A 24,588-nucleotide genomic window follows, 5' to 3' on the forward strand; every position below is an offset into this window, starting at 1 on the left:
AGACAACTCTTGCTTTTGATGCATATTCATAAAAAGCACGTCACCCTTTCTCATTAATATAAGAAAATAGTAACGCGCTTTTAATTTCAAAAATAGCCCGAATCCTTAAGTTGATGGATGTGGGGTACCGACACATATCCATCAAGCTAAGATTTTAAAATATTCTCTAAATTGAAAGTTTGTGTTTTTATCGTTTGGAGGTAACAGTTGTTGTAAGTTATTATAAATCGAAAAAACGAAGTTTGGTTGTTGCAAACTTCGTTTTCATTTATATCTTTTTATTGTTTTAAAAACTCTCCCATTATTTCCATTACGTCCTCTGAATCGGTTACTTTACCTTTAGAAAAACGCCATTGTTCTTTTCCATATCGTTCCATCTCAACCTTTATTACTTTTTCTTTATCTGAAACTTTTGCTTCTGGCAAAATAGATATGAAGTAACTAAACGATTGGCTAAATAATTTAGGCTGTTCGATTCCTGGATTTTCTTTTAACAATTTTTCATTTTCCTTATTTAATTTTGGCTGCAATTCGCTTAATAATAATGGTTTTACTTTTAATTCCACTTCAACTTTATCTTCCTCAGGAGAAGAACCTACTGATTTTACTGTAAATGTAACTTTTTCCTGCAGTACAGATTTTAACTTTTTATAATAGCTTTCAAATTCCTGGTCACTAATTCCATTATGCGTACTGGACATTGCATCTTTTTTAAATTCTTGATGTATATTTTGAGTAAATTGTTTTCCATCTTCACCGGACAATTCATTAATTTTGTCTATATCTTTATCATAATAAACAGCGTTTATATAGGTTTTTAGAGCTTCAGCTGGTTTGTTTAAGTCTTTTGTATTCTTTTCTATTTCTTGTGTATCAATTTTGAAAGAAACTTTTTCTGTTTCATCGTCTCTTTTTTTTGTTTCTTCATTGGAATAAACGAGCTCATATGATGAGGCTTTATTCACTTCATAGTAGAGAATCCCCGATGTTTTTTTACCAGGTTCTAATTCTATTAAACGTAATTTATCTGAATCAGCCTTATCATATTTCTTCATTTTTTCATCACCTTGATATAGTGTAAAGAGATAAGGTGATATCTCTAACATTTCATCCCCTTTATTTTTCAAACTCACTTTGAATTTCAATACTTTATCTTTATTTATTCCTCCTATTGACCCACTTAATGGTAATACGTACTCAGCATTTTCAACTTCAATTTCCACGTTCTTCGAAGACGAAGATGCCTTTCCATTTTTTACAGTTGTAGAACTTTGTGAAGAACTACAACCAGTCACAATAGTTAATGTGAATATAAATAAAAAACAAATCATAAAAATCTTTCTAAGTTTCACTTGAAACCCCTCCATCCCCTTATTTAAAAACATTTACTATTTTACCATGAAATTCAATTCGTTTGTCTATTGAGTGACAAGATAGCCAAACTTAGAGATAGAAGAACTAGAGATCCTCAAAGCCATACTGGTGACATAGTGCACTTGTTACTTTGCGAATGCAGAAACGAATGAAGTTCTTATTTGTAGAGGGAAATTATTAAAAATTTACATCTGATATGTTCGGATTAGCTTGAATTAATTAATTTTGATAAGGTAGTGCAAGTCACCAACTCAATGCATCTCAAATTATCATAAAAGGAATGCAAAGATAAAAAGGACAATCCTATATATAGAAGAATTTAGTTGATAAATCGGATTTGAAAATAAATGAAGCGGTATTAAAAGACATATATAAAGAAAGAAGTAGTTGAAAAAAGCTCACCAAAATAAAAAAGTCTTAAGCAGTATCAATCTAGAATTCATTATAAAAAATACCAAACAAGATGATATTGTTCTCCAATGAGATAAAATGTATAATGAGAGTGTAGAGATAAACCTTTTATTAAAGGTTTTAACTCACTAACTATGTGCATAATAATAAAAGCCGAGATGCTGGTAAAATCCCGTCTGATTTGTAACCGCTGTCTTTAGGTGGTATATTGCAAAGTTTAATTATTTTTCTTTGAACCACCTTTCTTACGTTTGGCAGACGTCTGGGTGGTTCTTTTACTTTTAGTATGACGTTTTGCTACTAGTGTAGAAAGACATAAATCTCTATACTAAAATCTCATGAACATTCGTTGATAAATAGCCATTATCATAAATTTTGTAGGTACTTTCATGTCTCAATAATGTGACATGAAAGTCTAAACTTTTTGAACTAGGAACAAGAAACCTTAAACTACTTAGCTTATAATAAAATATCCATGGAAGTATTCTAAAAAATAGATTTATAGGGGATAAAATGTTCCATTTTAATAATTATAAATCTCATTCACTTATACAAAAAACAAGAAGCTTCTTAATTGTAAGAAGCCTCTTGTTTTTAGTTTTAGACAAAGAAAATTTATATCAATTTTAAATAACTAACACAACCATAGTTATTAGAGAAATAGCATCTATATACTTATTAGTATGGGGATTTTCCCATTGGAAACCTAATATTTATTTTGCCAACTTTTCAATGATTGGAGCTTTAGCAGATAATTCACCACTTGCCATATTACTCATAAAGGATGCCCCATAAATAGTAACGGTATCCCCTACTTGAATATCCTCAAGCACTTCAGAAGAAACAACAGCAGTAACAGTCAGGCCTTCACTAGAAATTTGGACAGTTTCCTTCGTTTTATTGATTACAATTCCAGTGTGCATTTTATATTGTTTTTTTAACACGTTTTCCTCATTTTCTTTTTGAACAATTGCATATTTAGCTGTAGCTGGATCACCTGGTATTGAGCCTATAAAAATAGGAGCATAAATGGTAACGGTATCCCCAATCTTAATATCTTTAAGTACCTCAGGGGAAGAAACGATAGCGTATACGCTTGAGTTTTTACCAGAAACCACTAATCCGTCTTCCGTTTTTTCAATAACTTTACCTGAAAGTTTTTGATGTTGATCCAGAGCATTTTGTTCTTTTTTATCGACTTCTGATATAGATTTCGATTTATTTACACTTGTATTAGGAGTCATTGTCTTACTTGCCAATTTTTCAATGATTGGAGCCTTAGCAGATAATTCACCACTTGCCATATTACTCATAAAAGATGCCCCATAAATAGTAACGGTATCTCCAACTTGAATATCCTCAAGCACTTCAGAAGAAACAACAGCAGTAACAGTCAGGCCTTCACTAGAAATTTGGATTGTTTCCTTCGTTTTATTGATTACACTTCCAGTGTGCATTTTATATTGTTTTTTTAACACGTTTTCTTCATTTTCTTTTTGAACAATTGCATATTTAGCTGTAGCTGGATCACCTGGTATTGTGCTTATAAAAATAGGAGCATAAATGGTAACGGTATCCCCAATCTTAATATCTTTAAGTACCTCAGGGGAAGAAACAATAGCGTATACACTTGAATTTTTACCAGAAACAACCAATCCATCATCCGTTTTTTCAATTACTTTGCCTGAAAGTTTTTGGTGCTGATTTAGAAGAGTATTAGTACTTGTATAGTCTTTTTCTTTTAATTCACTATTCATTTCTCTTGACAGCATATCAGTTTTAGCAGTAAGTTGAGCGGCTTCAGCTCGTGTTATGAGTCTATTTGGTTGCCATCCGTTATCCGTACCATTGGAAATATTTAAGTCAATTAAAATATTGGCATACTTTTCTCCCCAATGTCCTTTTAAATCCTCAAATTTACTTTGGCCATTATCATGTGTTGTATTCTGTAGTTTATAAGCATTTACTAGCATTGTCGCCATAGCAGCGCGAGTTACTTTACCGGATGGATTGAAGATGCTATTCCCTTCTCCTTTAACAATGCCAGCTTTTTCAGCTGCAGCAATATACGGAGCGCCCCAGTGGTCTTGAGAGTCTGTAAAAGAAGGTTTGGCTTTGGGATCGATTTCTATTCCTAAAGCTTTTGTTATAATTGTTGCAGCGGAAGCTCGATCTAACGTAACGTTTGAGCCCAAAGTTCCATCTGGATAACCAATTATGACTTGTTTATCCACTAAATAGTTTACAGATTGCTCTGCCCACTTGGGAACATCAGGAAATTTGTGAGTATTCGCTAAAATATTAGAAGAATAAGATAATATAGCTCCTGCAAGGATACCTGTTGTAATTAATTTGCGCTTCATAAAAATACACACCTCTACCAATCTATTGTATTACCAAATTGAGATTTTTTATTTTTATATTTATATGTTTGTGACGCTGCTGACATCTATTCAATTTGGTGTAACGATTATAGTTACTTATATGCATGAGTGTCAATGAATAACTTTTACAAAAATGTTCAATATTAACATAAAAAATCAGTATAAATTAATTTTATTTACTGAAAATTAATAAGGTGTTGACGTATTAATGTATACTTAACTATAATTAATCGTGATTAATTGAGATTGATTTTCAAGTTTGTATACTAGTTTAACAAGTATACAAAAACTAACTTGAATTTAATTAAAAAAATTGAATATAAACTTATATTTGTTCATTGACATTTATATACAGGCGGCTAAAATCGTTGAACCAAATGTAAGTTATGCTTAAAAATTTTTAAAAGATACATATTGATAGAAAATGATAGAAAATCTTTTCTCTATATAATCTGTTGGGGAAAGAGCCTTTATTTATGCAACTCTTTATATATATTGTCCATTAACAATATAGTTAATTATTCAATAAGCTCACCAACATTTATTGCAATTTTTATTACTAATTCTTAATAAAGGAATAATGTAAATTAAATGCATGAAAATGGATAGAAATTAAGATTTAGAAGGAGAATATTTTATGAAATCCAAGTTAATTGCTACAGGAATTATTGCAGGAAGTCTACTATCCTACTCATCTAATATATTTGCAGATACTCACAAATTTCCTGATGTTCCCAAGTGGGCAGAGCAATCTGTAAACTATTTAGTGGATAAACAAGTCATAATTGGTTATCCAGATGGAACTTTTGGTTCACATGATTCATTAGACAGAGCTTCCGCTACGAAAATTATGACAAAAGTATTAGGTATACAAATTGACTTTGATGCAAAACCATCCTTTACAGATGCACAAAACCATTGGGCTACCCCTTATATCGCTGCAGCAGAAAAAGCTGGCATTGTTAAAGGCGAAGGGAATGGCCTTTTCAATCCAACTGGAAAAGTTACACGTGCTGCTATGGCGACGATGCTAGTAAATGCTTATAAATTACAAGGTACAGCAAATAATAATGCCCAAAGTAAATTTGAGGATTTAAAAGGGCATTGGGGAGAAAAGTATGCCAATATTTTAATTGACTTAAATATTTCCAATGGTACTGATAATGGTTGGCAACCAAATAGGTCTATAACACGCGCTGAGGCCGCTCAACTTACTGCTAAAACAGATATGTTGCAACAAAATCAAAATAATGGTTTAAAAGACAAAGAAATCATTACTGCTACTTCGTATGAGGATTTAAATTTAACAGTGGCTTCGAAAATTACAGCCCAAGAGATTGATAGTTTTATTGCAAAATACCATTCAGATAGTCCGTTAGTTGGACATGGGCAAGATTTTATTAATGCGCAAAATCAATACGGTGTCAATGCACAGTATTTAGCAGCACATGCAATTTTAGAGTCTGGATATGGAAAATCAGAAATCGCATATCGAAAACACAATTTATTTGGGTTACGCGCGTATGATAAGGATCCGTTTAAATATGCAAAATATTTACCAACCTACGGTGACAGTATTGCTTATAACGCCAATTATGTACGAGAAAGATATTTAGAAGAAGATGGCATGCATTATAATGGACCAACATTAGCTGGTATGAACGTAAAATATGCATCAGACAAAGGCTGGGCTGGGAAAATTGCAAATATTATGGAACGCATTAAACCTTTCCGTGCGGAAGACTATACATCTGCAAAAAAATTACCAAAAAATCCTGAAATATTAGATGTTGAAGCGTTATCTAATAACATTCCATATAACATGTATGAAGATGGGACAACAGTAAATGTTGTGTCAACAGCTGCTTATTACCATGTACCGTATCCATTTAACTTAAAAATTAAAAGTAACTCAGATGTAGCAGTCGAGGAAAATAAAGTTGGTACAGTAACTCGTGGAACAAACATCTTTATTTATCGTGAAGATCCAAATGGATGGGTGGAATTCTCTTTTGACACTACTGGAGAAAAATACTGGACATTAAAAAGTAAATTAAGTATGTAATTAGAAAGGTCTCTTTCACTACTCATAATCATTTAGATTTAAATGACATATAATTATGAGACAAGTTTTTTACTTTTTTAAATATAGTTATGTACACAAAAAAGTTAGAGAATTATTTTCTCTAACTTTTATGCGCTAGTACTTGAAATTAAAAAGATGGTGGGGTTACTCCAAATATAACAGTGACTTTGTGTAAAGAAGTGTTTTCCCATTTATGTTTTACGTATGGTGGGATTTTAACACTATCACCTGGGTTAAGAAGTAAAACCTCATCATTTAGATAGAGTTTTACTTGTCCTTCCATAACAAATGCTATTTCTTCACCTTTATGTGCCATAGGCTCCATAGAAGAAGCGGTTTGAGGTAACAGATTCATTAAAGCTAATTCCAGTGATCCATCTAAATTAGGTGATAATAACTCATACGAAACATTGCCGCTTTCAGGGAAAGTTATTTTTTTTCTTTGATTAGCTCTTACAACTAATTCTTCTGTAATGGTATCTTCTAAGAAAAAATTAAATAAAGCAATATTTAATGCTGCAGAAATTAGTTTTAGTGTTTGTAAGGATGGATTCGTGATTCCTTTCTCAATCTGACTTAACATGGAAGGTGTTATATCAGCTAATTCAGCTAACCGTTTACTAGTTAATCCAGCACCTTTTCTAAATATCATAATTTTTTCACCGATATTAATATTGTTCATATGCGTAATCCCCTTTAAATAAGTAAATAAAATTAAAATTAATGTTATTCACTTATACTAAACATGTTGTTAATATACTTAATTATAATAAAGTATGATTAATTTTCAAGCACCTGCATAGTTGTGAGAATAGTAAATAAGACGAAAAATGATTGATACTTATTTTTCCATGTGAACTATTAAGTATGATGACCTGATTATATGATTGAATTTCTGTATAAGATTTTGGGATTGACAATAATGCAATAGCGGATGGACTGGCACTTGGAATAGCATTTGGGTTTGTAGGGGAAGCAATGGAACCATTTTTATGTGGGGCATATACAGTTGGTGATAATCATTTATATAAACTATTAAAAAAAATAGTGGGTAAAGAGGTTATTTAGCTAGAACCAACAATATTAGCAGGAATGATTAGACCTATTAAATTGCATAAAGTGGGGGAGAGGCTCTTTACAAAATAATGATTTAAAACATAAATTGAATCAAGGTACACAAATTGTATAGGGAGCAGGAGGAAGTATGATTCCAAAAAAAGTAATGGAAGAAAATACTATCAAACAGATTCTCAGTTAATTAAAAAGAAGTTCTAATAAATAAATGACAACATATGAGTAAACACCAATGCTTTATTATAAAATTTTTTAGGAAGTGAAAACATTATGAAATCAGCTTTAACTAACATTATAATCTCCTTGATTCTTGCAGTAGGAGGGGTCATTTCGCTTTTGTTTACTTTAATGGAAGGTCAAGATTGGATCTGGGATTGGGTAGGGTTATTACTCGCATATCTATCTTTGGGCATTTTAATAGGCTTATATAATAAAACTGTGGATCACAAAACATTTCCTAAAATACTAAAAAGAACTTTGTTTATTTCCTTTAATGCTACAGTATTAGGAATAATAATAGGGATAACATGCCAACTATTAGGAAAGGCGAATCTTACTATAATGATGTATTATTGGTTGATAATGTTATTACTACATTTCATTACTATAATAACATTAGTTATCCTAGTATATGTACATCAAAATAGTCAAAATTACAGCCTGTTATATATATTTATTGTAATTTTAAACATTTTCCTTACCCTAGGACCAGTATTATATCCTTTGGTTCTAACTATCATAGGAAATGGCATGAATGCTAGTGCAGGACACTAATTTTTACCTATATAGATTATTAAAATAAGTAATCCAAAATTGACATTGGTTAAGTTAAAGAACTTTATAAGCTAATAGGATAATATAACTAAACAACATAAAGTGAAATAATAGGATAGAAAGAAGATTATAATATGAAAATTAAGCTTAAGAAAAAAAGAATTATAAGTGTATTGTTGGCTATTACATTAGTAGCAATAGGGTATTACATGTTTCAATCTATTACAAATCCTAAGCTGGTAAATGCAGAAGAAGTATACAGTGTTCAACATGTTAGCAGTCTACCTAAAAATGAATTGAAAAAATCGATACCTACTCGTTTTGATGGTAAAGAAAGAAAAGTTGCATATTTAACATTTGATGATGGACCAGGAAAATATACAGCTAACCTATTAGATATATTAAAAAGAAATAATGTGAAAGCAACATTCTTTTTAATTGGCGACAATGTGAAAAGGTTCCCAGATTTAGTGAAACGAGAGCATGTAGAGAGCCATTATGTGGGCATGCATAGTATGACACATGATTTTAAAAAGCTATACACCAATCAGCAATATGTTAAGGAAATGAAAGAGGATCAATCTTTAATTAGAAATGTTATTGGAAACTCACCGAAATTAACACGCCCACCATATGGATCGATGCCCGGGTTAAATGAATCACTTCGAAGTGAAGTGGTCGGAAATAATTTAAAAGTATGGGATTGGACAATTGATTCTTTAGATTGGAAATACAATAAATTCCCCGTTGATGTAGCAGCCGCAAAAATTGTTCAAAATGTCTTAGCTGGTGCGACGTCTTCAAAAGAAATTATTTTAATGCATGATATTCATCCACAATCTGTCTCGGCAGTTCCAGCAATTATAAAGGGATTAAAAGAAAAAGGTTATGAATTTGAAGCTTATGAGGAGAATAATCATTTTTCAATAAACTTCTGGCATGATAACCGAATATAAAAAGTATTTATTAGTTAAAAGAATGGAATAAGAAATTGATATAGGGTTTAAATATATGTAAGAGCACGTTGACCTAAATATATAACAACACGCTCTTTTAACCATTTATTTTTTATTATTAAATTTAAGTATAGGTTTTTTCAATGTATAAAAATAATTAATTAAATGGTTTTTATTTTTATACATTCAATTACTTAATTACTATATAACAATGAGGTGGATTTAATTGTCGTTTTTAAAAAACAGTAAAATTGGAACAACACTAAACTTAATGGTAATTATAGCAAGTGTCTCTTGTATCATATTATCTATACTAGGATTTTGGGGCCTTAAAAAAGGGGAGCATGCTTCTACTACTATGTATGAAGATAGTTTATTGCCAATTCAGTGGATAGGAGCTATAGAGTCTAATTTTTATCTTATTAATATGAATGTAAAGGAAACGATCCTATCAAAAGATGAAAAACGAATAAAAGAACTTTTAACAGAAATAGATGTAGCTCGTGCAGAAACTGATCAATTATTAAAGAAATTTGAGACAAGAGTTAGTTCTAATAGAGAAAAGGAATTGTATAACACATTTTATACAATATTCAAAGACTTAAGAACACAACTGAAAAACGTGCAAGATTTGGGACAATCTAATAATGAAGAAGCATATGCTTATTACCTAAAAGAGGTTGATCCTAATATGAAAAAGTCAATTCAGGCAATTCGCGAACTTATCCAATTTAATAATAATAATGCAGATCAATTACAAAAAAATAATACTGACAGTGCAACAAATACCATGATGCTGTTTGTTAGTATCTCCATTATAGCAATCGCAATCGTTATTTTTATTGGCTATATTATTAAAAAAGCTATTAATCAACCAATTGTATTATTAGAAAAAGATATGGAAGGGGTATCTGCAGGTGATTTAACGATACGTACTTCTTATAAATCAAATAATGAATTAGGAAGTATTGTAACATCTTTTAATAGTATGTTGGATAACTTACAACAATTAATTGGAGAAGTAAAAATCACGACACAAGAGGTTATTTCTTCGACCGATGAGATGTTACAAGATACTAAACGAGCATCCCATATTTCAAGAGAAGTTGTTCAAACAATATCTGAGGTTGATAAAAAAATAGAAGTGCAAGTTACAAGTATTCAAGAAAGTTCATCCTCAATGGAAGAAATTGCGACTGGCGTTCAAACAGTAGCTGAATCTTCAGCAACGGTTACAGAAGTGGCTGTCACAACAACAGAACAAGTCAATTCTGGTAGTGAAGTGATAAAACAATCTATACTTCAAATGAATAGTATTCATGAGGTTGTTGAAGAAACTTCTAAAGTAATTGAGAGGCTTGTTACACGTACGCAACAAATAGATAAAGCCCTGGATGCAATCACTAATATTGCAGAACAAACAAATCTTCTTGCCTTGAACGCCTCAATTGAAGCTGCACGTGCTGGAGAAAACGGAAAAGGATTTGCAGTAGTGGCAGCGGAAGTAGGAAATTTAGCTGAGCAGTCTAAAACATCTGCATATGAAATCAATCATTTAATACAAGCCATTCAACAAGATACAAAAGATACAGTTGTTGCAATGCAAAGAGGTCAACAAAAAGCTTCAGAAGGAAAAGAAACAGCTAATAAAGCAGATCAAGCATTCACATCTATTATGTCGGCTATTAATAAAATCACTAGTCAAATTCAAGAAGTATCTGCAGCGACAGAAGAAATGTCTGCGGGTACAGAAGAAGTCAATGCCTCTATGTCCAGTGTTTCTGAAACTGCCACGCAAGTAGCTAAGGAAACAACTCAAACTGTACAATCTATCCAATCACAAGCAGCATCAATCAAGGAGATATCGAATCAATCTAACAAAATAAAAGAAAAAGTAGAAGCATTGTCAGCATTAGTTTCAAAATTTACTATCGAGAAGCAAGACAAAGAGCAATCAAATATAATGTGAAAATAATAAAAAATTGCTATTAAAATAGGGCAATTTTTAAGTCTGATTAACAGTTAAATTTAAATAGTTAATTATATTGTTGGATTTCCCACTGGGAGTTATTATATAGAAATAACTATCTTTTAATCAAAAGACATTTACTTATGATTTAGAGTAAGTAAATGTCTTTATAATATAATAATATTAAATTTTACAGAAGCTATTGTTTATAAAATAGTATCCACTATCTTGTCTAAAAAGCTCCCATGTTCATGCCTTTATACAACAACAAATGCACAAAGTTTGAAGTTAAAATTTAAGTCTATATTAGTAACAAAAAATATTTATGAAAGATCTGCTTTCTTGTCTCATTAGGAGAACATGATAGTCTAAATTTATGTTAATGGGCATAGGAAAGGATTCTACAAACATTAAATACGATTGACAACGCGAGATTACAAGTGTAATATGCAGTTATAGATTACAAATGTAATACAGAGAGGTGTAATTTTAAACAATGAAAGAATTACCTAAAATTTCGGAGGCTGAATTAGAAGTAATGAAAGTATTATGGTCACAATCTCCACAAACAGCAAATGAAGTAATTGAAGCGTTGGAGGTAAAAATGGATTGGAAACCGAAAACGATTCGAACGTTGATTAATCGATTAGTTCACAAAGAAGCAGTGGCTTATCATCAAGATAAAGGGCGTTTGTACTCTTATTATCCTTTGGTATCGCAAGATAGTTATTTACAGGTAGAAACGAAATCTTTACTTAAACGTTTCTATGGTGCAGCATTTAAACCTTTACTTGTAAATTTCTTAAAAGAAGAAAAGCTGTCTTCAGAAGATATTAACGAACTTAAACGTATTTTGGATGAGAAAACTGAGGAAAATCAGAGGAAGGATAGATTATAGTGATAGAAAAATTTATAAATATCTATCTACCTGCTTTTTTTGATTGGATGATTGAGACTTCTATTATGGCTAGTATATTAGTGGGACTAATATTGTGTATTAAGGTTTTGTTTAGAAATAAGTTAACGCCACGCTGGCAGTATATGCTATGGATCATATTAATTATAAGACTTGTATTACCTTGGTCGCCAGATAGTTCCTATAGTATCTATTCTGTTCTTACTTACAAGAGTGATGATGCATTCATTTCTAGCCAAAACCCTGTAGCTAGCTTTCTTACAAAAGAACGTATGCAAGAATTAAAAGATATAGACAATAAAAAGTTACTCACAAAAGAAGATACTTATACCACAAGTTCAACAAAAACTGGTCAGGTAAACAAGACACAAACACACAGTAATGAAGATGATGAGACGATTTCATTTTATACAATCTTTATATACATTTGGCTTACTGGCGTTATCCTTCTAAGTGTTGCTACTTTTGTAATGAACAGGCGTTTATTACTTTACATAAAAAAACAGCCTGTTATTACAGATGAGAAGATTGTTCAAATTTTTGAAAAGTGTAAGCAATCTATGTCTGTTCAAAGGAATATCCCATTGCTTGTATCTGGAAAGGTTTCCAGTCCGACAGTGTTGGGGTTTATTAAGCCAAAGTTGTTATTATCAACTATACATATGAAAATATTAGATGAACAACAGTTACGATATATTTTTCATCATGAATTAGCTCACATCAAGCGAAGAGATGTTGGTGTAAATTGGCTTATGCATGGCTTACTAATTTTAAATTGGTTTAATCCCATTCTATGGTATGCCTACTCATGTATGCGAGAAGATCAAGAACTAGCATGCGATGCATTAGCCCTTACATATATAGATTCAGAGGAACAAATTGCGTATGGACATACTATTATTAGTCTTTTGGAACATTACTCAAGTTACTATAAAGTACCGAGTATGGCAAATTTCAGTAAAAACAAAAGGATGTTAAAAAGGAGAATTTTAATGATTAAAAAATTCCAAAAAAAATCGTATCGTTGGTCTGCACTAGGAGCTGTAGCAGTTATTGCTGTATCATCTGTATCCTTATTAAATGCCCGGGCTGATATGCCGACTAATTCTGAGAAACAACAAATAGAAGTGAAAAATAATATGAAAGAATCAAAAACGCAAACCGATATTCCTATACAACAAATTGTAGAAAAAATGATTGGTACAAAAAAACAGGCAGAAGCAGAATTTTTTGTTTCCGAAGGAGACTATAATACTTTACTTACAGAGATTGGAGTGGCGAGGAATCTGTTTACGAAAGAAGAATTTGATCGATTCATTACATTGGAAACAGAAGCACATATTTTAGATAAAAAAGTAAGGCAAGTAGGAAGTCCTGAAAAGTTAGACCCAGAAGAGGAAAAAAAATATGAGAAAAACAGTGAAGAAATTGGACCATTTAGAGAGAAAATTCATTCGCATTTTAGATTAACTAAAAAGGAAGCACAGAAATATGTTGATTTTCCAATTAACACCCCAAGTTATGTGGTAAAAGGGTTTAAATTAACTGGAGAAGGTGTTAATACACCGATGACTACTGGAAAAATGAATCCCGATTTTATTTATGAATATCAAAATGAAAGTAAAGATAATGTATATATTGTGCACCAATCTGCAGTTACTGCTGAGGGAATAGAATTCTCGAATAAAAAAGCGGATTATAATGAAAAGGTAACAAATTATGAATTAGAAGGTACAAAAATAACCTTAGTTGAAAGTCTTGATACAGAGGAAACCTATAAAGTAATGCAAATGATTGTTCCTGCAAAAGGAAAGAATAGCGCTTTTCAAGTCATAATTCTTGCAGGTGATTTAAGTAAAGAAGAAACAGAGAAAGTTATGCTGTCCTTTCTAAAATAAAAATAGAGTCTCAGGATCCCGTTCTTGAGGCTATATTTTTTAGCTTAAACGAAACCTATAAGTGGGAAGAGAAATTAGTATAGTCTATATAATAAAAAAGTAAAATGATATTTAGTTTTGCTAGCTTGATTGAGGTGGATAAAAAATAACAATTTAAAACATAAATTGAATCTAGGTAGGTATATTGTATGGAGAACAGGAGGGAGTATAATTCAAAAAGAAGTAATGGAAGAATACTAGCAAATGGTGATGTATTTTACCGCTATCACCTGGATCTCAAGTAAAACCTCATCATTTAGATATAGTTTTACGTGCCCTTTTATAATAAATGCTATTTCTTCACCTTTATGTGCCACAGGCTCCATAGATGAAGCGGTTTGAGGTAGCTGATTGATTAAAGCCAATTCCAGTGATCCATCTAAATTAGGAGATAATAACTCATACGAAACATTACCGCTTTCAGGGAAAGTTATTTTTATCTTTGGTTAGCTCTTACAACTAATTCTTCTGTATTGGTATCTTCCAAGAAAAAATTTAATAAAAGAATATTTAATGCTACAGAAATTAACTTTAGTGTTTGTAAGGGTGGATTCGTGATCCATTGCTCAATCTTACTTAACATGGAAGGCGTTGTATCAGCTATTTCAGCTAAATGTTTACTAGTTAATCCTGCACCTTTTCGAAATGCCATAATTTTTTGAACAACATTAATATTGTTCATATAAATAATCTCCATTAAATAAGTGGAGTATATTAAATTTAAATTAATTTTATTTACTTATACTTAATGTAATGTTAATATATTTAATTAAAATAAATTAATATTAATTTTCAAACTGTCAACTGATGCGAAACCGTGGAAAAAAATCTACTTAGAAGTAAAGGGATTACTGTTATTGAATATACAACAGACTATAGTAAAGCGATAGAAAAAGAAGAATACAAGCTAATAATGTATTCTTGAGTTTTTAAAGGACGTGAAATGAACATGAAACCAGTTTTAAAATATATAATTATTTCCCTTGTTTTTTCAATAGTAGGGGTGTGTTGGGCGCTGTTTGACATCTTTATGTTAGATGCAGACTGGCTATTGATTTGGATAGGTGTATTAATGGCATATCTATCGTTGTATATTGTGATAGGTCTATATAGTAGAAAAACGTACGATTCAAAATTGGCTAAAGTGCTTCTAAAAACAATAATTACAACCTTTAGTTTTGGAGCATTAGGAATATCATTCGGAGTTGTACACGAGATATTAGGACCATTGAGTCTTACTTTAATGACATGGTATTGGTTTATAATGATATTTTTATATTTAATACCCATAATATTATTATCGATTTTAGTATTGGTAAATAGTAAAAATCATAATTTCCCTAGGGTATATAGTATACTTATAATTCTAAATATACTTCTTACGTTATGGCCGTTATTATGGCCGTTATTTATTAATTTTATGGGATCTGGTATGAATGCAAGTGCAGGATGGTAGCAGCTCACAGATTATAAAAAGATTAAATGAAAAAGGTTATGAATTTGAAGCTTATAACCGAATAAAAAAAAGGATGAATAAGTTAAATGAATGGAATAAGAAATTAATATAGGGTTTAAATATTGGTAAGAGTGTGTTTAGCTAAATATATAACAACACGCTCTTTTAACTGGCTATTTTTTATTATTTAAATTTTTAAAAATAATATTGATTAAATGAAAAGAGAGTTTTGCTCTCTTTTTTTTGCATTTCAGCAAAACCTTATTAAATGTGAAGTGAAAATTCATTTGGAATTTATATTAGTAACGAAAGATATTCAAGAAGTATCTACTTTCGTGTCTAAAAAGTATCCATTTTCATGTCTCAATAACGGGACATGAAAGTCTAAACTTTTTGAACATAGGACAAGAAACTCTAAACTACTTAGCCAATAATAATACAATAAAAAGAAAGTAAACTTTTACCCAAAAGTTTACTTTCTTTCAATCACTGTGTTTATAACATTTCTTCATATTTCGAATAAATATCCAAAAAGGATACATTCAAAACACTGTTATTTTGGTTGTTATGAACAATTGCTACTTTTACATAAAAAACAGTCGAACAGCTTAAGAATTATATTTACGTGTCCGATTAACTAAAATGATTTATCAAATCAAAAAAGAGAGTGAGGCAGATGAAAATAAAATTCAGAGTTGGTAAGTTGAAAGTGTATTTCGAGATTAACAGAGCTACATTTAAATTAATAGACGAGTTAATAATGAGGTCGCGCCAACTAAACGCGAACTTCGTATGCTAAGGAATTTCTAAGTTGAAAACCTGGGTTTTACCGTACGTTAACAAATTTCCATAAACGACATTTAATGTTTGTTATGGGATTTTGTTTTTAGTAATGAGTTTAAGAACTGGTTTTTGGCCGTATTTCTTTCAGATATCATCCTTTATTTATTATATATAGTTTGGAAAAATTACCATTTACACACAATCAGTATTAGTGTATTATTCATCTAGTACACTAATACTGAGGAGGGAATAAATGGGAATTGATTTTTCTCCTAATATCCCGATTTATATTCAGGTAATGGAATACATAAAAAAGGAAATTGTAACAGGTCGTTTAGCACCGGGTGATAAAATCCCAGCTGTACGTGAACTAGCCAGTGAATTACAAGTGAATCCCAATACGATTCAACGCACATTTCAAGAGCTAGAACGAGAAGGTATTGCTGTGACACGAAGAGGAACAGGGAGATTTGTAACAAGTGAAGGAGAAAAGATTACTGAACTACGCAAAGAAATGGCAACAGAGTTGCTTGATAATTTTATAAATGGAATGGACAATTTAGGATTTACGAAAGAAGAAATTCTTCCAATCCTCCATTCTTCATTAGAAAAGAAAAGGAAGGAAAACTAATGACAGAGTTATTAAAAATTGAAAATCTGTGGAAAAGATATAACTTAAAAACAGTGCTTCAAGATTTAAGTGCAACAATTTCTGAAGGGAAAATTATTGGTCTTGTTGGTGATAATGGTAGCGGAAAAACGACATTATTAAAAATGATTGCTGGTTTGCGTTATCCTTCTAAAGGAACTATCACAATTGAAGGTCAGAAGGTAGGAATAGAAACAAAGAAAACTGTTTCATTTATGCCTGATAGTCCTGTTTTTGACGAGTGGATGACGATAAAAGATGCTGTAGTTTTCTATCGGGATTTTTATAGTGACTTTGATTTTCATCAGGCAATGGACTTAATAGCTGAGTTTAAAATGCCATTAGAAGAGCATATAGTTGCTTTATCAAAAGGTGGAGTGGAAAAATTACAACTTATCTTAACTTTCTCCAGGAAAGCAAAGTTATATATATTAGATGAGCCATTGGGTGGAATTGATCTTGTTTCTAGAAAACATGTACTAGATTTAATTCTTAAATTTTACCGAGAAGATTGTACCATTCTCATTTCAACTCATTTAATAGAAGAAATCGAAAATATATTTGATGAAGTAATCTTTTTAAAAGACGGAACTATTATATTACATGAAAACGTAGAGGAAATTCGTTTTCATCACGGGAAAGCAGTACATGAATTGTTTAGGGAGGTGTTTGAGCAATGAACCCACTTTTTCTCTATTTATATAAGTGCAATAGAAAAAAAATAGCAGTCTTTTATTCTGGTTTTATTATTATTTCTTTACTTCTTTTATTTAGTACGATAGGACTCTCAAGGGTACTACCTCCGTTTATAAAGGATTTAGTATTACTCATATACCTAATAATAATTGGTATAGCTGCATTTTTACTTCTTCTAATAGTGCTGCCTTCTTTCAATAAAATATTAAAAAATTCTATGATTCGTTATACAGCCATTCCAACCCAAAAATATATATATACGAATTTATTATTTTTTACATTAATGTTTATTATTTTATTAGGTATAGGCTTAATTTTTTCATATTATTTTTCACAAAGTCTTTATGATGGAAAAGTAATTGGTTATAATCCGAGTCTTTATGGTGGGGAAGTAACCGGAGAATTTCGACAAGAATATCACAAGTTGTATAGTTACGGAATCTTCCAACACATATTTGCTTTTCTTTTATGGGGAATCGATTTCATGAGTATCCTTATTTCTTGTTATTTTATCATAGCCATTATAAGGCTGTTTCCAGTGAAGTCATGGATGAGTAAAATAATTTTATTCATCATTTTCGTTGCTATCTTTTCAACAATACAAACAATAGTAATGAATGTGTTAAGTAAATTAGAGAAATATGCAGTTACTATTAAAAGTTCTGGGTTCATGGATAAGAATGATTTTTTTGATACATCATTTTACCCTATTGAAGATTTCACTATTTTGGGTCTATGTTTTACTTGCTTGTTAATAATTGTACTCGTAGCGATTACAGGTCGCATTATCAATAAGAAATTAGAGATATAAAAAATCACTTTATAAGTAAAAGATATTTTGGGAGGAAAGCATGAAAACATCTAATCCAATGTTAAAAAAAGACAAATTCCATGAAAAGAAGACAAGCGCTTCTACGATGACAATAGGTGGAACGATAGGAAAAACATTCATTTTGCTTATCTTACTTCTTGCAGCATCTGTCTATTCCTACGTACAGATGACACAAGAGACAATGAAAATACCCGTGTTAATTGGAATTATAATAGTTACTCTAATTGTCGCTTTTATGGTTATATTCGTTCCGCGCATATCCCCAATTTGCGCACCGATTTACGCAATATTACAAGGGGTTTTATTAGGAAGTATTTCAGCATATTATACAATGCGCTTTGGTGATTCTATCGCTTTAACTGCCGTATTACTAACAATTTCGATTTTATTTTCCATGTTAGTGTTATACGCAACTCGAATAGTAAAAGTAACTAAAAAGTTTCGTGCGGTTGTAACGGTTGCAACACTTGGAATTTTTATTATGTATTTTATTGTTTTCTTATTGAGCATCTTAGGGGTGAATGTTCCATATATTCATCAAGGTGGGACAATTAGTATTATCATAAGTGCAATTGTAATTGTTGTTGCTGCATTAGATTTATTACTAGATTTTGATTCAATTGAACATGGTACTCATAGTGGAGCACCAAAGTATATGGAATGGTACAGCGCAGTAGGACTTATGATGACATTAGTATGGTTATATCTAGAGATCCTTCGTCTGGTTTCTTACATTATGAAAAACAAAAACTAGAAAACATCCTGCATGGTTCAAACATGCAGGATGTTTTTGTATTTCGTAGTATCAATTAGGTCACGTTATGTAGAGAAAGAAAAATTTCATTTAGAGGGTACTTCAAAACTTTAGCTTGATGGATGTATGGTGCTACCCCTATAAGCTCAATAGGTCATAGTTGGAAAAAAAGTAAGGCTATGGCCTATTTTTACACGTATCTCGGTTGTACCTCTTTAACCGATGAATATTGCAAGTAAGAACGGCCCATTCAATATTTTCTATTCAAATATGATAGAATGAAGATATATCCAAAACGGAGGGAAAACAAATGAACTCAAACACAAAACAGTTTATTTATGATATCCAGCAAAGAAAGAACAATTATATAGAAAATGTATTAATAGCAATACAACACCCTCAAAAAGAGCAATCTGAACAAGTCATTCAAAATATAGTAGAGAAGATGGATATGATGATTAGTTTAGTTACTACTTACATGGCTATTGAATCCGAATCTACAAAAGAATTAAAAGAGCTTCAGGAAGAACTTATTCATGCTCAAGCATATATTCAAAAACGGAAATTTGAAGAAACACAGAGATAAAACCCTGTGTTTTTACTTGGTGGACTATGACATTAATTTTTTAAAAATTTGATTATTGCTTTGGCATAATCCATACAATTTGTTGAATGCGTACAATATATGGCGCCGTATCTTCAATGAGCAAATGATCTGGTTTCACATCCTTTAATTTACCTCTTATATTGCCTCTTACAGTTTCAATAACCACATGTTTACCAATTACTGATTGTAATGTCTGATATACATAGGGATTAGGCACACTTACCATATTTTGTTTACTAAAGTCATTTCCCTCCAAATAACTCATGCTATAAGACTCCTTTCTAACTTGCATTCTTTCTACTAATATATGATATAAATCTTATAAATATGCTAGAAGGATAATTCATTATATGGACGGAAATAACATTTTAATAGGGTACGGTTTCTATTTCTACATTGCTAAAAAAATGATTTATATAAAGTTACTTTTACTAGTTAATAGGAGATGATAAAGGGATATTTTGAATATACATCTAGGTTGTTCGTTTCTGGATATGTATCATTTTAAATACGGCCTTTATTAGAATAGTGCTCATACTTTTTTTGAGATTCTTTCGTAATACGTGCGTTAAGTAAAATTGCTAACAATAAAAACACTCCATATTTTCCTCCTGTAGCTCCTATGATAATCACACTACTACAAACAAGTATAATTAATAGGATAAACGAAACTGAATAAATACGGTCATAATTCTTTGACATCTTTTCGTATTTTATGCGTTCTTTCCTTGCATTCATCTAAATTCCTCCTTTAAATTATCCATTTCACTATCAAATAAATCTCACCCTTAAAAAGGAAATAATATAACGTTATGTAAATTAGTTTGTTTTTTTATCAACTAATTTATATAACGTAAAAAGAAACCCTACCAATATTAAGCTTTCCATTATGATAATTCCGACCCTCTCCTTCCTTTTAATCCCAACACATCAAATAAAAGTTGCAGCAAACAAAAAGGATCATCCCTTTTCGTAAAGGATCATCCTTTTCTTCATTCAACAATTTTCAGGTATTCTTGATTGATTAAAATAACAGCCGGTCCATCTACAACAATTCCACCAACTTCAATTTTTTCATAAGGCTCAATCTTTATAGAAGTAATCCCTTTCCGCTTCTTTAACTCGTTACTTAATTCTTGCGTTGGCATGCGTTTCATATCTTCACTCCTTCTTATTGTTTCATTTAATCTTATTATGTTAAATAAATTGTAAAAATGGTTTCTAGTTCTAGAAATCCCATCAATTTGTATCGTTGACCATATATTTAGATGTTACCAACTCGCGTATCTCTCTTATGAAAAGAAGATAAACAATTACTATTCACTGTCTCAGTGAATGTAAAAATTCTTAAAGATAGAGATGAGATTGATTGTTTTTTCTTTTAGAAATAATGACTTAGATATATACCTAAAACAATGAAAGCCCTACCTCTCTTTCATCCTTACGGCTCCTTGTCCGTGCCAGTGTGAATCAGGATTGCAAAAATTCAAGTGACTATTTGATCGAGTTATTTAATGAAACTTCGAACGTTCGTAAAAGAAATTTAAAAATAAAAATGGATTAGATTGAAGTAATAACAAAAGAGGTTCCTACTCTAAAAGTGAGTTGAAGAAATTGAATGTCTTTGAAATGAGTTGCTTTTAATACTCATCATATTCCCGAAAGATTTAGAATGTTTTTAGAGGATATAACGAATTATTTATAATGAACCTTAACAGAAACTTTTTATTTGATTTTCAGTGATTCCTTTAATTAATTCTAGTTCACTGACCAAAAATCTATATGCATCATCCAACAATTTTTTTTCGCTTGTATTGAGTGCTTTTTCTTTCTTCATACGCATTAAATCCCGTACAACTTCAGCACCTTCTTGTATTTCACCCGTTTTTATTTTGTCCGTGTTCACTTTATGCCTTTGTTTCCACGGCAGTAATTTACAGGATTCTTCATGGTGAAAAATGTGTATAATGTGCTTTAATGCAAGTATATCAATAACTGGGCGTATATTCGAATTCAATATTTTACCCGTAGGAATCATGACTTGCATATTACTGATCGACATTTTTATGACAAAATACTGTTGTTTTTTTCCTGAGAATTCTTTTTCTTCTATGGCTTCAATTATACCTGCTCCGTGCATTGGATAAACAATGTTATCGCCAATTTGAAACATATAATCCACCTCCATATATGGTAACCTTCTTAACCTTAACATATATGTGTTTTTTTATCAAATATTTAATAATATCATAAAATTATTTTTGCTGTCAATTACTTTTTCTTTAAAAATCAAATCGAATAAAAATAGCACAAAAAACATAGGGAGTGTGTCAGATTTCCCATAAAGGGAAGGGGAATTTCCCCTCGTATATTCTGAAACCTCTACTCATTAACGTAGATCAGTTTTTCCCTTGAAAACGACCAAATCGATCCCTTATTTTTTTCAATCTTGTGTGGTAATCCAAAATCTCAATTCTTGCTTTTTCAGCTAGAGGTGCAATTGGTCGTAGGGCTTTTAACCCCCAATACTCAATCACTACATCAAGTACTTGATCAAAATATTGTAGTGGTCCATAGTTCGCTTCTTTTGCAATTACAGCCATTCTATTTTCAAAATCAGGCATGACGGCACCTGGCATTTTAAAATTCTTAATTACATTGGCAATATGATAGCAATAATTAGGTTCTAATTCCAAATGTGTTCGAATGACGTCTCGATAAAAAGCATAATGAAGAGTCTCATCTTTGGCAAGACGACGTAATAACGTAGCAAGATCTGGATCATGCTTACTTGCAACCTTAGCAACATTATTGTAAAACACCATCGTTGCAAGTTCTTGTAGCGTCGTATACGTCATAGCTTCGATTGGTGTATGAAAATCAGGTTCAAATCCTCCCTCAACGACTGACTTTCTTAATTCATGTATTCGTTTAGGATTCACACTTCGAGTGAGTAGTAAATATGTCTCCAATAGATTCGAATGTTGATCCTCTTCTGATGTCCAAGTATGAATAAAGTCTGTAATAACAGAGAGGGACCCTTTAAAAGTCGCAGATAAATACGTGGTAAACCAAGGTAAATTCACTTCTGTTAATAAAGCTGTTTCAATGGCTGTAATTACACCAGTAGGAAGAGTAACTTGACTTTCATCCCAAGGAACTCTTTTAAAGTCCATTCCCTTATCCCATGGTAAAAACTCATGATAACCCCAGTCTATCTTCTGCGCTCTAATTTTATGTTGTTCATACAGTTCTTTTAAACGTGGTTCTAATCGGAAATCTAAATCATTTGTTAGCATAAAAGTCCCCCCATTTCTTATCACAGATAGTCATTCTATTTTTACTCTTAAAATTTTCTACAAATAAATATTACGTTCCTTTTTTTTAGTCAAACATAATAAATTTGTAACAAAACCTTTTAAGAGCGCTATATTTTTATAGGATTTTTTTATTAAAAGGGGGACCGTTACATCTATTTTCTTTTTTTTATAAAATAGATACTGAGGCATACAATATGTTAGTTAGCCTAAATAAAGAAACTAACCTCAGTAAATTCAGAATAACATTCATGGATGAAGATACTCTTCATGTTATAAATCTTCGTGAGTGTAAAAAGGTGCATGCTTATAAAGAATCATTTTATAATAAAGATAGATAGTGTTTTATACACATTAACAACTTATTTAGATGTAAATCCAATATATTAGATTAAGCACTTGAAAACCAAATAAAGTGGATGAGATAGCCTTAAACGACAAATCCCAACTAGAACAATGTACATTGGCTATGTATGGTGAGTTAGACCAAATTTTGTTATACAACAAAAAAGGGAAGAGGCGATAAACATGCAGTCAACAGAAGCGCATATGAAGGAAAAACAACGTAGAGAAAAAATAGAAATTATATTTAGTCACAGGGTAAAAGGGGAGAGTTATTTTCACGGCTCTTCCTATCAATGGAAAAACATTGTATATCAAAATTATGATAGAATACAACAAAAAGAGATGGAAGTTGAACAACTCATTTCGAAAATGGAAAAAGCAGGGGTTCGTTTTACGCAGCACCGTTCACTCATATACTATCCCGTCATTGATTTTGTAAAATATATAGCTAAGATTTATAAGGAACCCCTCGAAATACAATAATCATATTTAAAGGAAACATTTATAAAAGGTTTATTTTCGAGGCTTTTTTAACTAAAACCTTAAAAAATCATTACTACATTCTTTTTATTTTCAATACTCATCGGTTTTGTTATAATATCAACCATAGCGTATTATATTTGTTTGTATATTTTCATATTTTGGGGATTTTATTACACAAAAAGACAACTCTTAATTGGAGTTGTCTTTTATTTTTTTCGATATACACAATACTATTCTGATACAAAAACATCAAGATTCTTACAACCAAAGAAAAAGTAGGATTTCTAATAAGAGAGATCCTACTTTATTTCCTCATATTCCGTCATTATTTTATGAAACGTGTTTTTCTTTAGCTCTAACATTTGCATAAACATAGTAGCTGTCTTTTCTTCACCTTTACATTTATTACAAAAAATGTTATTATTAAATTGAATTATTTTTGTTCGGTGTAAAGGATTTGTAACTTTTCACCTTTATGATCACTGAGAGCAAGGATAGTATTACATTGTGTGTGTTTACACACTAGGAGGCAATACAAATGGAAAAAGGTAATGTAAAATGGTTTAATGGCGAAAAAGGCTTCGGATTCATCGAACGTGAAGGTGGAGACGATGTATTCGTTCATTTCTCAGCGATTCAAGGCGAAGGTTACAAAACTTTAGAAGAAGGTCAAGCAGTGACTTTTGATTTGGAGCAAGGTCAACGTGGACCTCAAGCTTCAAACGTACGTAAAGCTTCTTAATTTTACAAACCAGGGAAGGCAGGCTCTTTTATAAGAGTCTGCT

At 31.1% G+C, this 24,588-nt stretch carries 22 protein-coding genes and 2 pseudogenes; 14 read left to right on the forward strand and 10 right to left on the reverse strand.

Annotated elements, in window-relative coordinates; all coding sequences use genetic code 11:
• Positions 1-278: 278 nt before the first annotated feature.
• Both EBQ15_RS18330 and EBQ15_RS18335 read right to left on the reverse strand, forming a co-directional pair.
• Positions 279-1,385: a DUF5105 domain-containing protein gene (locus EBQ15_RS18330; protein ID WP_001988265.1), complete on the reverse strand. Its 1,107-nt coding sequence runs from the start codon at positions 1,383-1,385 to the stop codon at positions 279-281.
• Between the two features lie 1,113 nt (positions 1,386-2,498).
• Positions 2,499-4,148, reverse strand: coding sequence for an S-layer homology domain-containing protein (locus EBQ15_RS18335; RefSeq protein ID WP_000823691.1), 1,650 nt, complete (start codon positions 4,146-4,148; stop codon positions 2,499-2,501).
• A 658-nt stretch (positions 4,149-4,806) separates the two neighbouring features.
• Between EBQ15_RS18335 and EBQ15_RS18340 the strand changes: the two genes are divergently transcribed.
• On the forward strand, positions 4,807-6,234 hold the full coding sequence (locus EBQ15_RS18340) for an S-layer homology domain-containing protein (RefSeq protein ID WP_000837502.1): 1,428 nt from the start codon (positions 4,807-4,809) through the stop codon (positions 6,232-6,234).
• Between the two features lie 148 nt (positions 6,235-6,382).
• Here the strand turns inward: EBQ15_RS18340 and EBQ15_RS18345 are convergent, their stop codons facing one another.
• Entirely contained in the window at positions 6,383-6,937 is a 555-nt protein-coding gene (locus EBQ15_RS18345; RefSeq protein WP_001059761.1) for a helix-turn-helix domain-containing protein, read from the reverse strand.
• A 662-nt stretch (positions 6,938-7,599) separates the two neighbouring features.
• On the opposite strand from EBQ15_RS18345, the gene EBQ15_RS18355 reads away from it, so the two are divergent.
• The 5 genes from EBQ15_RS18355 (at position 7,600) to EBQ15_RS18375 (ending at position 13,842) form a co-directional block, all read left to right on the forward strand.
• Positions 7,600-8,103: a DUF3902 family protein gene (locus tag EBQ15_RS18355; RefSeq protein WP_000833553.1), complete on the forward strand. Its 504-nt coding sequence runs from the start codon at positions 7,600-7,602 to the stop codon at positions 8,101-8,103.
• Positions 8,104-8,237: 134 nt separating this feature from the next.
• Positions 8,238-9,059 carry a peptidoglycan-N-acetylglucosamine deacetylase gene (locus tag EBQ15_RS18360; RefSeq protein WP_000694601.1) on the forward strand — a complete coding sequence of 274 codons (822 nt, stop codon included), beginning with the start codon at positions 8,238-8,240 and terminating at the stop codon, positions 9,057-9,059.
• Between the two features lie 226 nt (positions 9,060-9,285).
• Positions 9,286-11,028, forward strand: coding sequence for a methyl-accepting chemotaxis protein (locus tag EBQ15_RS18365; RefSeq protein WP_000008934.1), 1,743 nt, complete (start codon positions 9,286-9,288; stop codon positions 11,026-11,028).
• A 496-nt stretch (positions 11,029-11,524) separates the two neighbouring features.
• Positions 11,525-11,926 carry a BlaI/MecI/CopY family transcriptional regulator gene (locus EBQ15_RS18370; RefSeq protein WP_000661434.1) on the forward strand — a complete coding sequence of 134 codons (402 nt, stop codon included), beginning with the start codon at positions 11,525-11,527 and terminating at the stop codon, positions 11,924-11,926.
• On the forward strand, positions 11,926-13,842 hold the full coding sequence (locus EBQ15_RS18375; RefSeq protein WP_000570337.1) for a M56 family metallopeptidase: 1,917 nt from the start codon (positions 11,926-11,928) through the stop codon (positions 13,840-13,842). Before EBQ15_RS18370 ends, EBQ15_RS18375 begins: the two co-directional genes overlap by 1 nt.
• Positions 13,843-14,094: 252 nt before the next feature.
• On the opposite strand, the pseudogene EBQ15_RS31630 reads toward EBQ15_RS18375, so the two are convergent.
• Positions 14,095-14,563: pseudogene (locus EBQ15_RS31630) on the reverse strand (helix-turn-helix domain-containing protein); the annotation flags it as partial.
• 267 nt (positions 14,564-14,830) lie between these two features.
• Between EBQ15_RS31630 and EBQ15_RS18390 the strand changes: the two are divergent.
• From EBQ15_RS18390 to EBQ15_RS18415, 6 genes are all read left to right on the forward strand, one after another.
• A complete protein-coding gene (locus EBQ15_RS18390) occupies positions 14,831-15,337 on the forward strand; it encodes a DUF3902 family protein (protein WP_000805761.1) in 507 nt (168 codons plus the stop codon).
• Between the two features lie 1,036 nt (positions 15,338-16,373).
• Positions 16,374-16,751, forward strand: coding sequence for a GntR family transcriptional regulator (locus EBQ15_RS18395; RefSeq protein ID WP_000510488.1), 378 nt, complete (start codon positions 16,374-16,376; stop codon positions 16,749-16,751).
• Positions 16,751-17,449 carry an ABC transporter ATP-binding protein gene (locus EBQ15_RS18400; protein ID WP_000137759.1) on the forward strand — a complete coding sequence of 233 codons (699 nt, stop codon included), beginning with the start codon at positions 16,751-16,753 and terminating at the stop codon, positions 17,447-17,449. The genes EBQ15_RS18395 and EBQ15_RS18400 overlap by 1 nt, the downstream gene beginning before the upstream one ends.
• Positions 17,446-18,276: a hypothetical protein gene (locus tag EBQ15_RS18405; RefSeq protein ID WP_001068585.1), complete on the forward strand. Its 831-nt coding sequence runs from the start codon at positions 17,446-17,448 to the stop codon at positions 18,274-18,276. The genes EBQ15_RS18400 and EBQ15_RS18405 overlap by 4 nt, the downstream gene beginning before the upstream one ends.
• Before the next feature lie 40 nt (positions 18,277-18,316).
• A complete protein-coding gene (locus EBQ15_RS18410) occupies positions 18,317-19,051 on the forward strand; it encodes a Bax inhibitor-1/YccA family protein (RefSeq protein ID WP_000858313.1) in 735 nt (244 codons plus the stop codon).
• Between the two features lie 310 nt (positions 19,052-19,361).
• Positions 19,362-19,637 carry a hypothetical protein gene (locus tag EBQ15_RS18415; protein WP_001087724.1) on the forward strand — a complete coding sequence of 92 codons (276 nt, stop codon included), beginning with the start codon at positions 19,362-19,364 and terminating at the stop codon, positions 19,635-19,637.
• A 52-nt stretch (positions 19,638-19,689) separates the two neighbouring features.
• Here the strand turns inward: EBQ15_RS18415 and EBQ15_RS18420 are convergent, their stop codons facing one another.
• From EBQ15_RS18420 to EBQ15_RS18440, 5 genes are all read right to left on the reverse strand, one after another.
• Positions 19,690-19,923 carry a YuzF family protein gene (locus EBQ15_RS18420; RefSeq protein ID WP_000120817.1) on the reverse strand — a complete coding sequence of 78 codons (234 nt, stop codon included), beginning with the start codon at positions 19,921-19,923 and terminating at the stop codon, positions 19,690-19,692.
• Positions 19,924-20,162: 239 nt separating this feature from the next.
• A complete protein-coding gene (locus EBQ15_RS18425) occupies positions 20,163-20,396 on the reverse strand; it encodes a hypothetical protein (RefSeq protein WP_000993974.1) in 234 nt (77 codons plus the stop codon).
• 254 nt (positions 20,397-20,650) lie between these two features.
• Positions 20,651-20,815 (reverse strand): BC1881 family protein, encoded by a 165-nt coding sequence (locus EBQ15_RS18430; RefSeq protein ID WP_000827566.1) that lies wholly within the window; start codon positions 20,813-20,815, stop codon positions 20,651-20,653.
• 554 nt (positions 20,816-21,369) lie between these two features.
• Entirely contained in the window at positions 21,370-21,831 is a 462-nt protein-coding gene (locus EBQ15_RS18435) for a CarD family transcriptional regulator (protein WP_000486305.1), read from the reverse strand.
• Positions 21,832-22,057: 226 nt separating this feature from the next.
• Positions 22,058-22,957 (reverse strand): acyl-ACP desaturase, encoded by a 900-nt coding sequence (locus EBQ15_RS18440; RefSeq protein ID WP_000957108.1) that lies wholly within the window; start codon positions 22,955-22,957, stop codon positions 22,058-22,060.
• A gap of 546 nt (positions 22,958-23,503) precedes the next feature.
• Between EBQ15_RS18440 and EBQ15_RS18445 the strand changes: the two genes are divergently transcribed.
• The gene (locus EBQ15_RS18445) at positions 23,504-23,803 is read left to right on the forward strand and encodes a hypothetical protein (RefSeq protein ID WP_001191997.1); all 300 of its coding nucleotides are present in this window, start codon (positions 23,504-23,506) and stop codon (positions 23,801-23,803) included.
• A 299-nt stretch (positions 23,804-24,102) separates the two neighbouring features.
• Here EBQ15_RS18445 and EBQ15_RS31635 read toward each other — a convergent pair.
• Positions 24,103-24,210 (reverse strand): annotated as a pseudogene (locus EBQ15_RS31635) (integrase); the annotation flags it as partial.
• A gap of 131 nt (positions 24,211-24,341) precedes the next feature.
• On the opposite strand from EBQ15_RS31635, the gene EBQ15_RS18450 reads away from it, so the two are divergent.
• Positions 24,342-24,545, forward strand: a complete 204-nt coding sequence (locus EBQ15_RS18450; RefSeq protein WP_000410775.1) for a cold-shock protein — start codon at positions 24,342-24,344, stop codon at positions 24,543-24,545.
• Positions 24,546-24,588 lie beyond the last annotated feature (43 nt).

This window comes from Bacillus sp. 2D03 (genome assembly GCF_003946765.1).
GTDB lineage: Bacteria > Bacillota > Bacilli > Bacillales > Bacillaceae_G > Bacillus_A > Bacillus_A cereus.

Bases quoted from the DNA above. Each gene is read 5' to 3' on its own strand.
- EBQ15_RS18370 (WP_000661434.1), top strand. From the start codon at position 11,525: ATGAAAGAATTACCTAAAATTTCGGAGGCTGAATTAGAAGTAATGAAA.
- EBQ15_RS18355 (WP_000833553.1), top strand. From the start codon at position 7,600: ATGAAATCAGCTTTAACTAACATTATAATCTCCTTGATTCTTGCAGTA.
- EBQ15_RS18340 (WP_000837502.1), top strand. From the start codon at position 4,807: ATGAAATCCAAGTTAATTGCTACAGGAATTATTGCAGGAAGTCTACTA.
- EBQ15_RS18445 (WP_001191997.1), top strand. From the start codon at position 23,504: ATGCAGTCAACAGAAGCGCATATGAAGGAAAAACAACGTAGAGAAAAA.
- EBQ15_RS18335 (WP_000823691.1), bottom strand. From the start codon at position 4,148: ATGAAGCGCAAATTAATTACAACAGGTATCCTTGCAGGAGCTATATTA.
- EBQ15_RS18430 (WP_000827566.1), bottom strand. From the start codon at position 20,815: ATGAAACGCATGCCAACGCAAGAATTAAGTAACGAGTTAAAGAAGCGG.
- EBQ15_RS18450 (WP_000410775.1), top strand. From the start codon at position 24,342: ATGGAAAAAGGTAATGTAAAATGGTTTAATGGCGAAAAAGGCTTCGGA.
- EBQ15_RS18400 (WP_000137759.1), top strand. From the start codon at position 16,751: ATGACAGAGTTATTAAAAATTGAAAATCTGTGGAAAAGATATAACTTA.
- EBQ15_RS18345 (WP_001059761.1), bottom strand. From the start codon at position 6,937: ATGAACAATATTAATATCGGTGAAAAAATTATGATATTTAGAAAAGGT.
- EBQ15_RS18405 (WP_001068585.1), top strand. From the start codon at position 17,446: ATGAACCCACTTTTTCTCTATTTATATAAGTGCAATAGAAAAAAAATA.
- EBQ15_RS18390 (WP_000805761.1), top strand. From the start codon at position 14,831: ATGAAACCAGTTTTAAAATATATAATTATTTCCCTTGTTTTTTCAATA.
- EBQ15_RS18360 (WP_000694601.1), top strand. From the start codon at position 8,238: ATGAAAATTAAGCTTAAGAAAAAAAGAATTATAAGTGTATTGTTGGCT.
- EBQ15_RS18425 (WP_000993974.1), bottom strand. From the start codon at position 20,396: ATGAATGCAAGGAAAGAACGCATAAAATACGAAAAGATGTCAAAGAAT.
- EBQ15_RS18410 (WP_000858313.1), top strand. From the start codon at position 18,317: ATGAAAACATCTAATCCAATGTTAAAAAAAGACAAATTCCATGAAAAG.
- EBQ15_RS18435 (WP_000486305.1), bottom strand. From the start codon at position 21,831: ATGTTTCAAATTGGCGATAACATTGTTTATCCAATGCACGGAGCAGGT.
- EBQ15_RS18330 (WP_001988265.1), bottom strand. From the start codon at position 1,385: ATGTTTTTAAATAAGGGGATGGAGGGGTTTCAAGTGAAACTTAGAAAG.
- EBQ15_RS18420 (WP_000120817.1), bottom strand. From the start codon at position 19,923: ATGAGTTATTTGGAGGGAAATGACTTTAGTAAACAAAATATGGTAAGT.
- EBQ15_RS18440 (WP_000957108.1), bottom strand. From the start codon at position 22,957: ATGCTAACAAATGATTTAGATTTCCGATTAGAACCACGTTTAAAAGAA.
- EBQ15_RS18415 (WP_001087724.1), top strand. From the start codon at position 19,362: ATGAACTCAAACACAAAACAGTTTATTTATGATATCCAGCAAAGAAAG.
- EBQ15_RS18395 (WP_000510488.1), top strand. From the start codon at position 16,374: ATGGGAATTGATTTTTCTCCTAATATCCCGATTTATATTCAGGTAATG.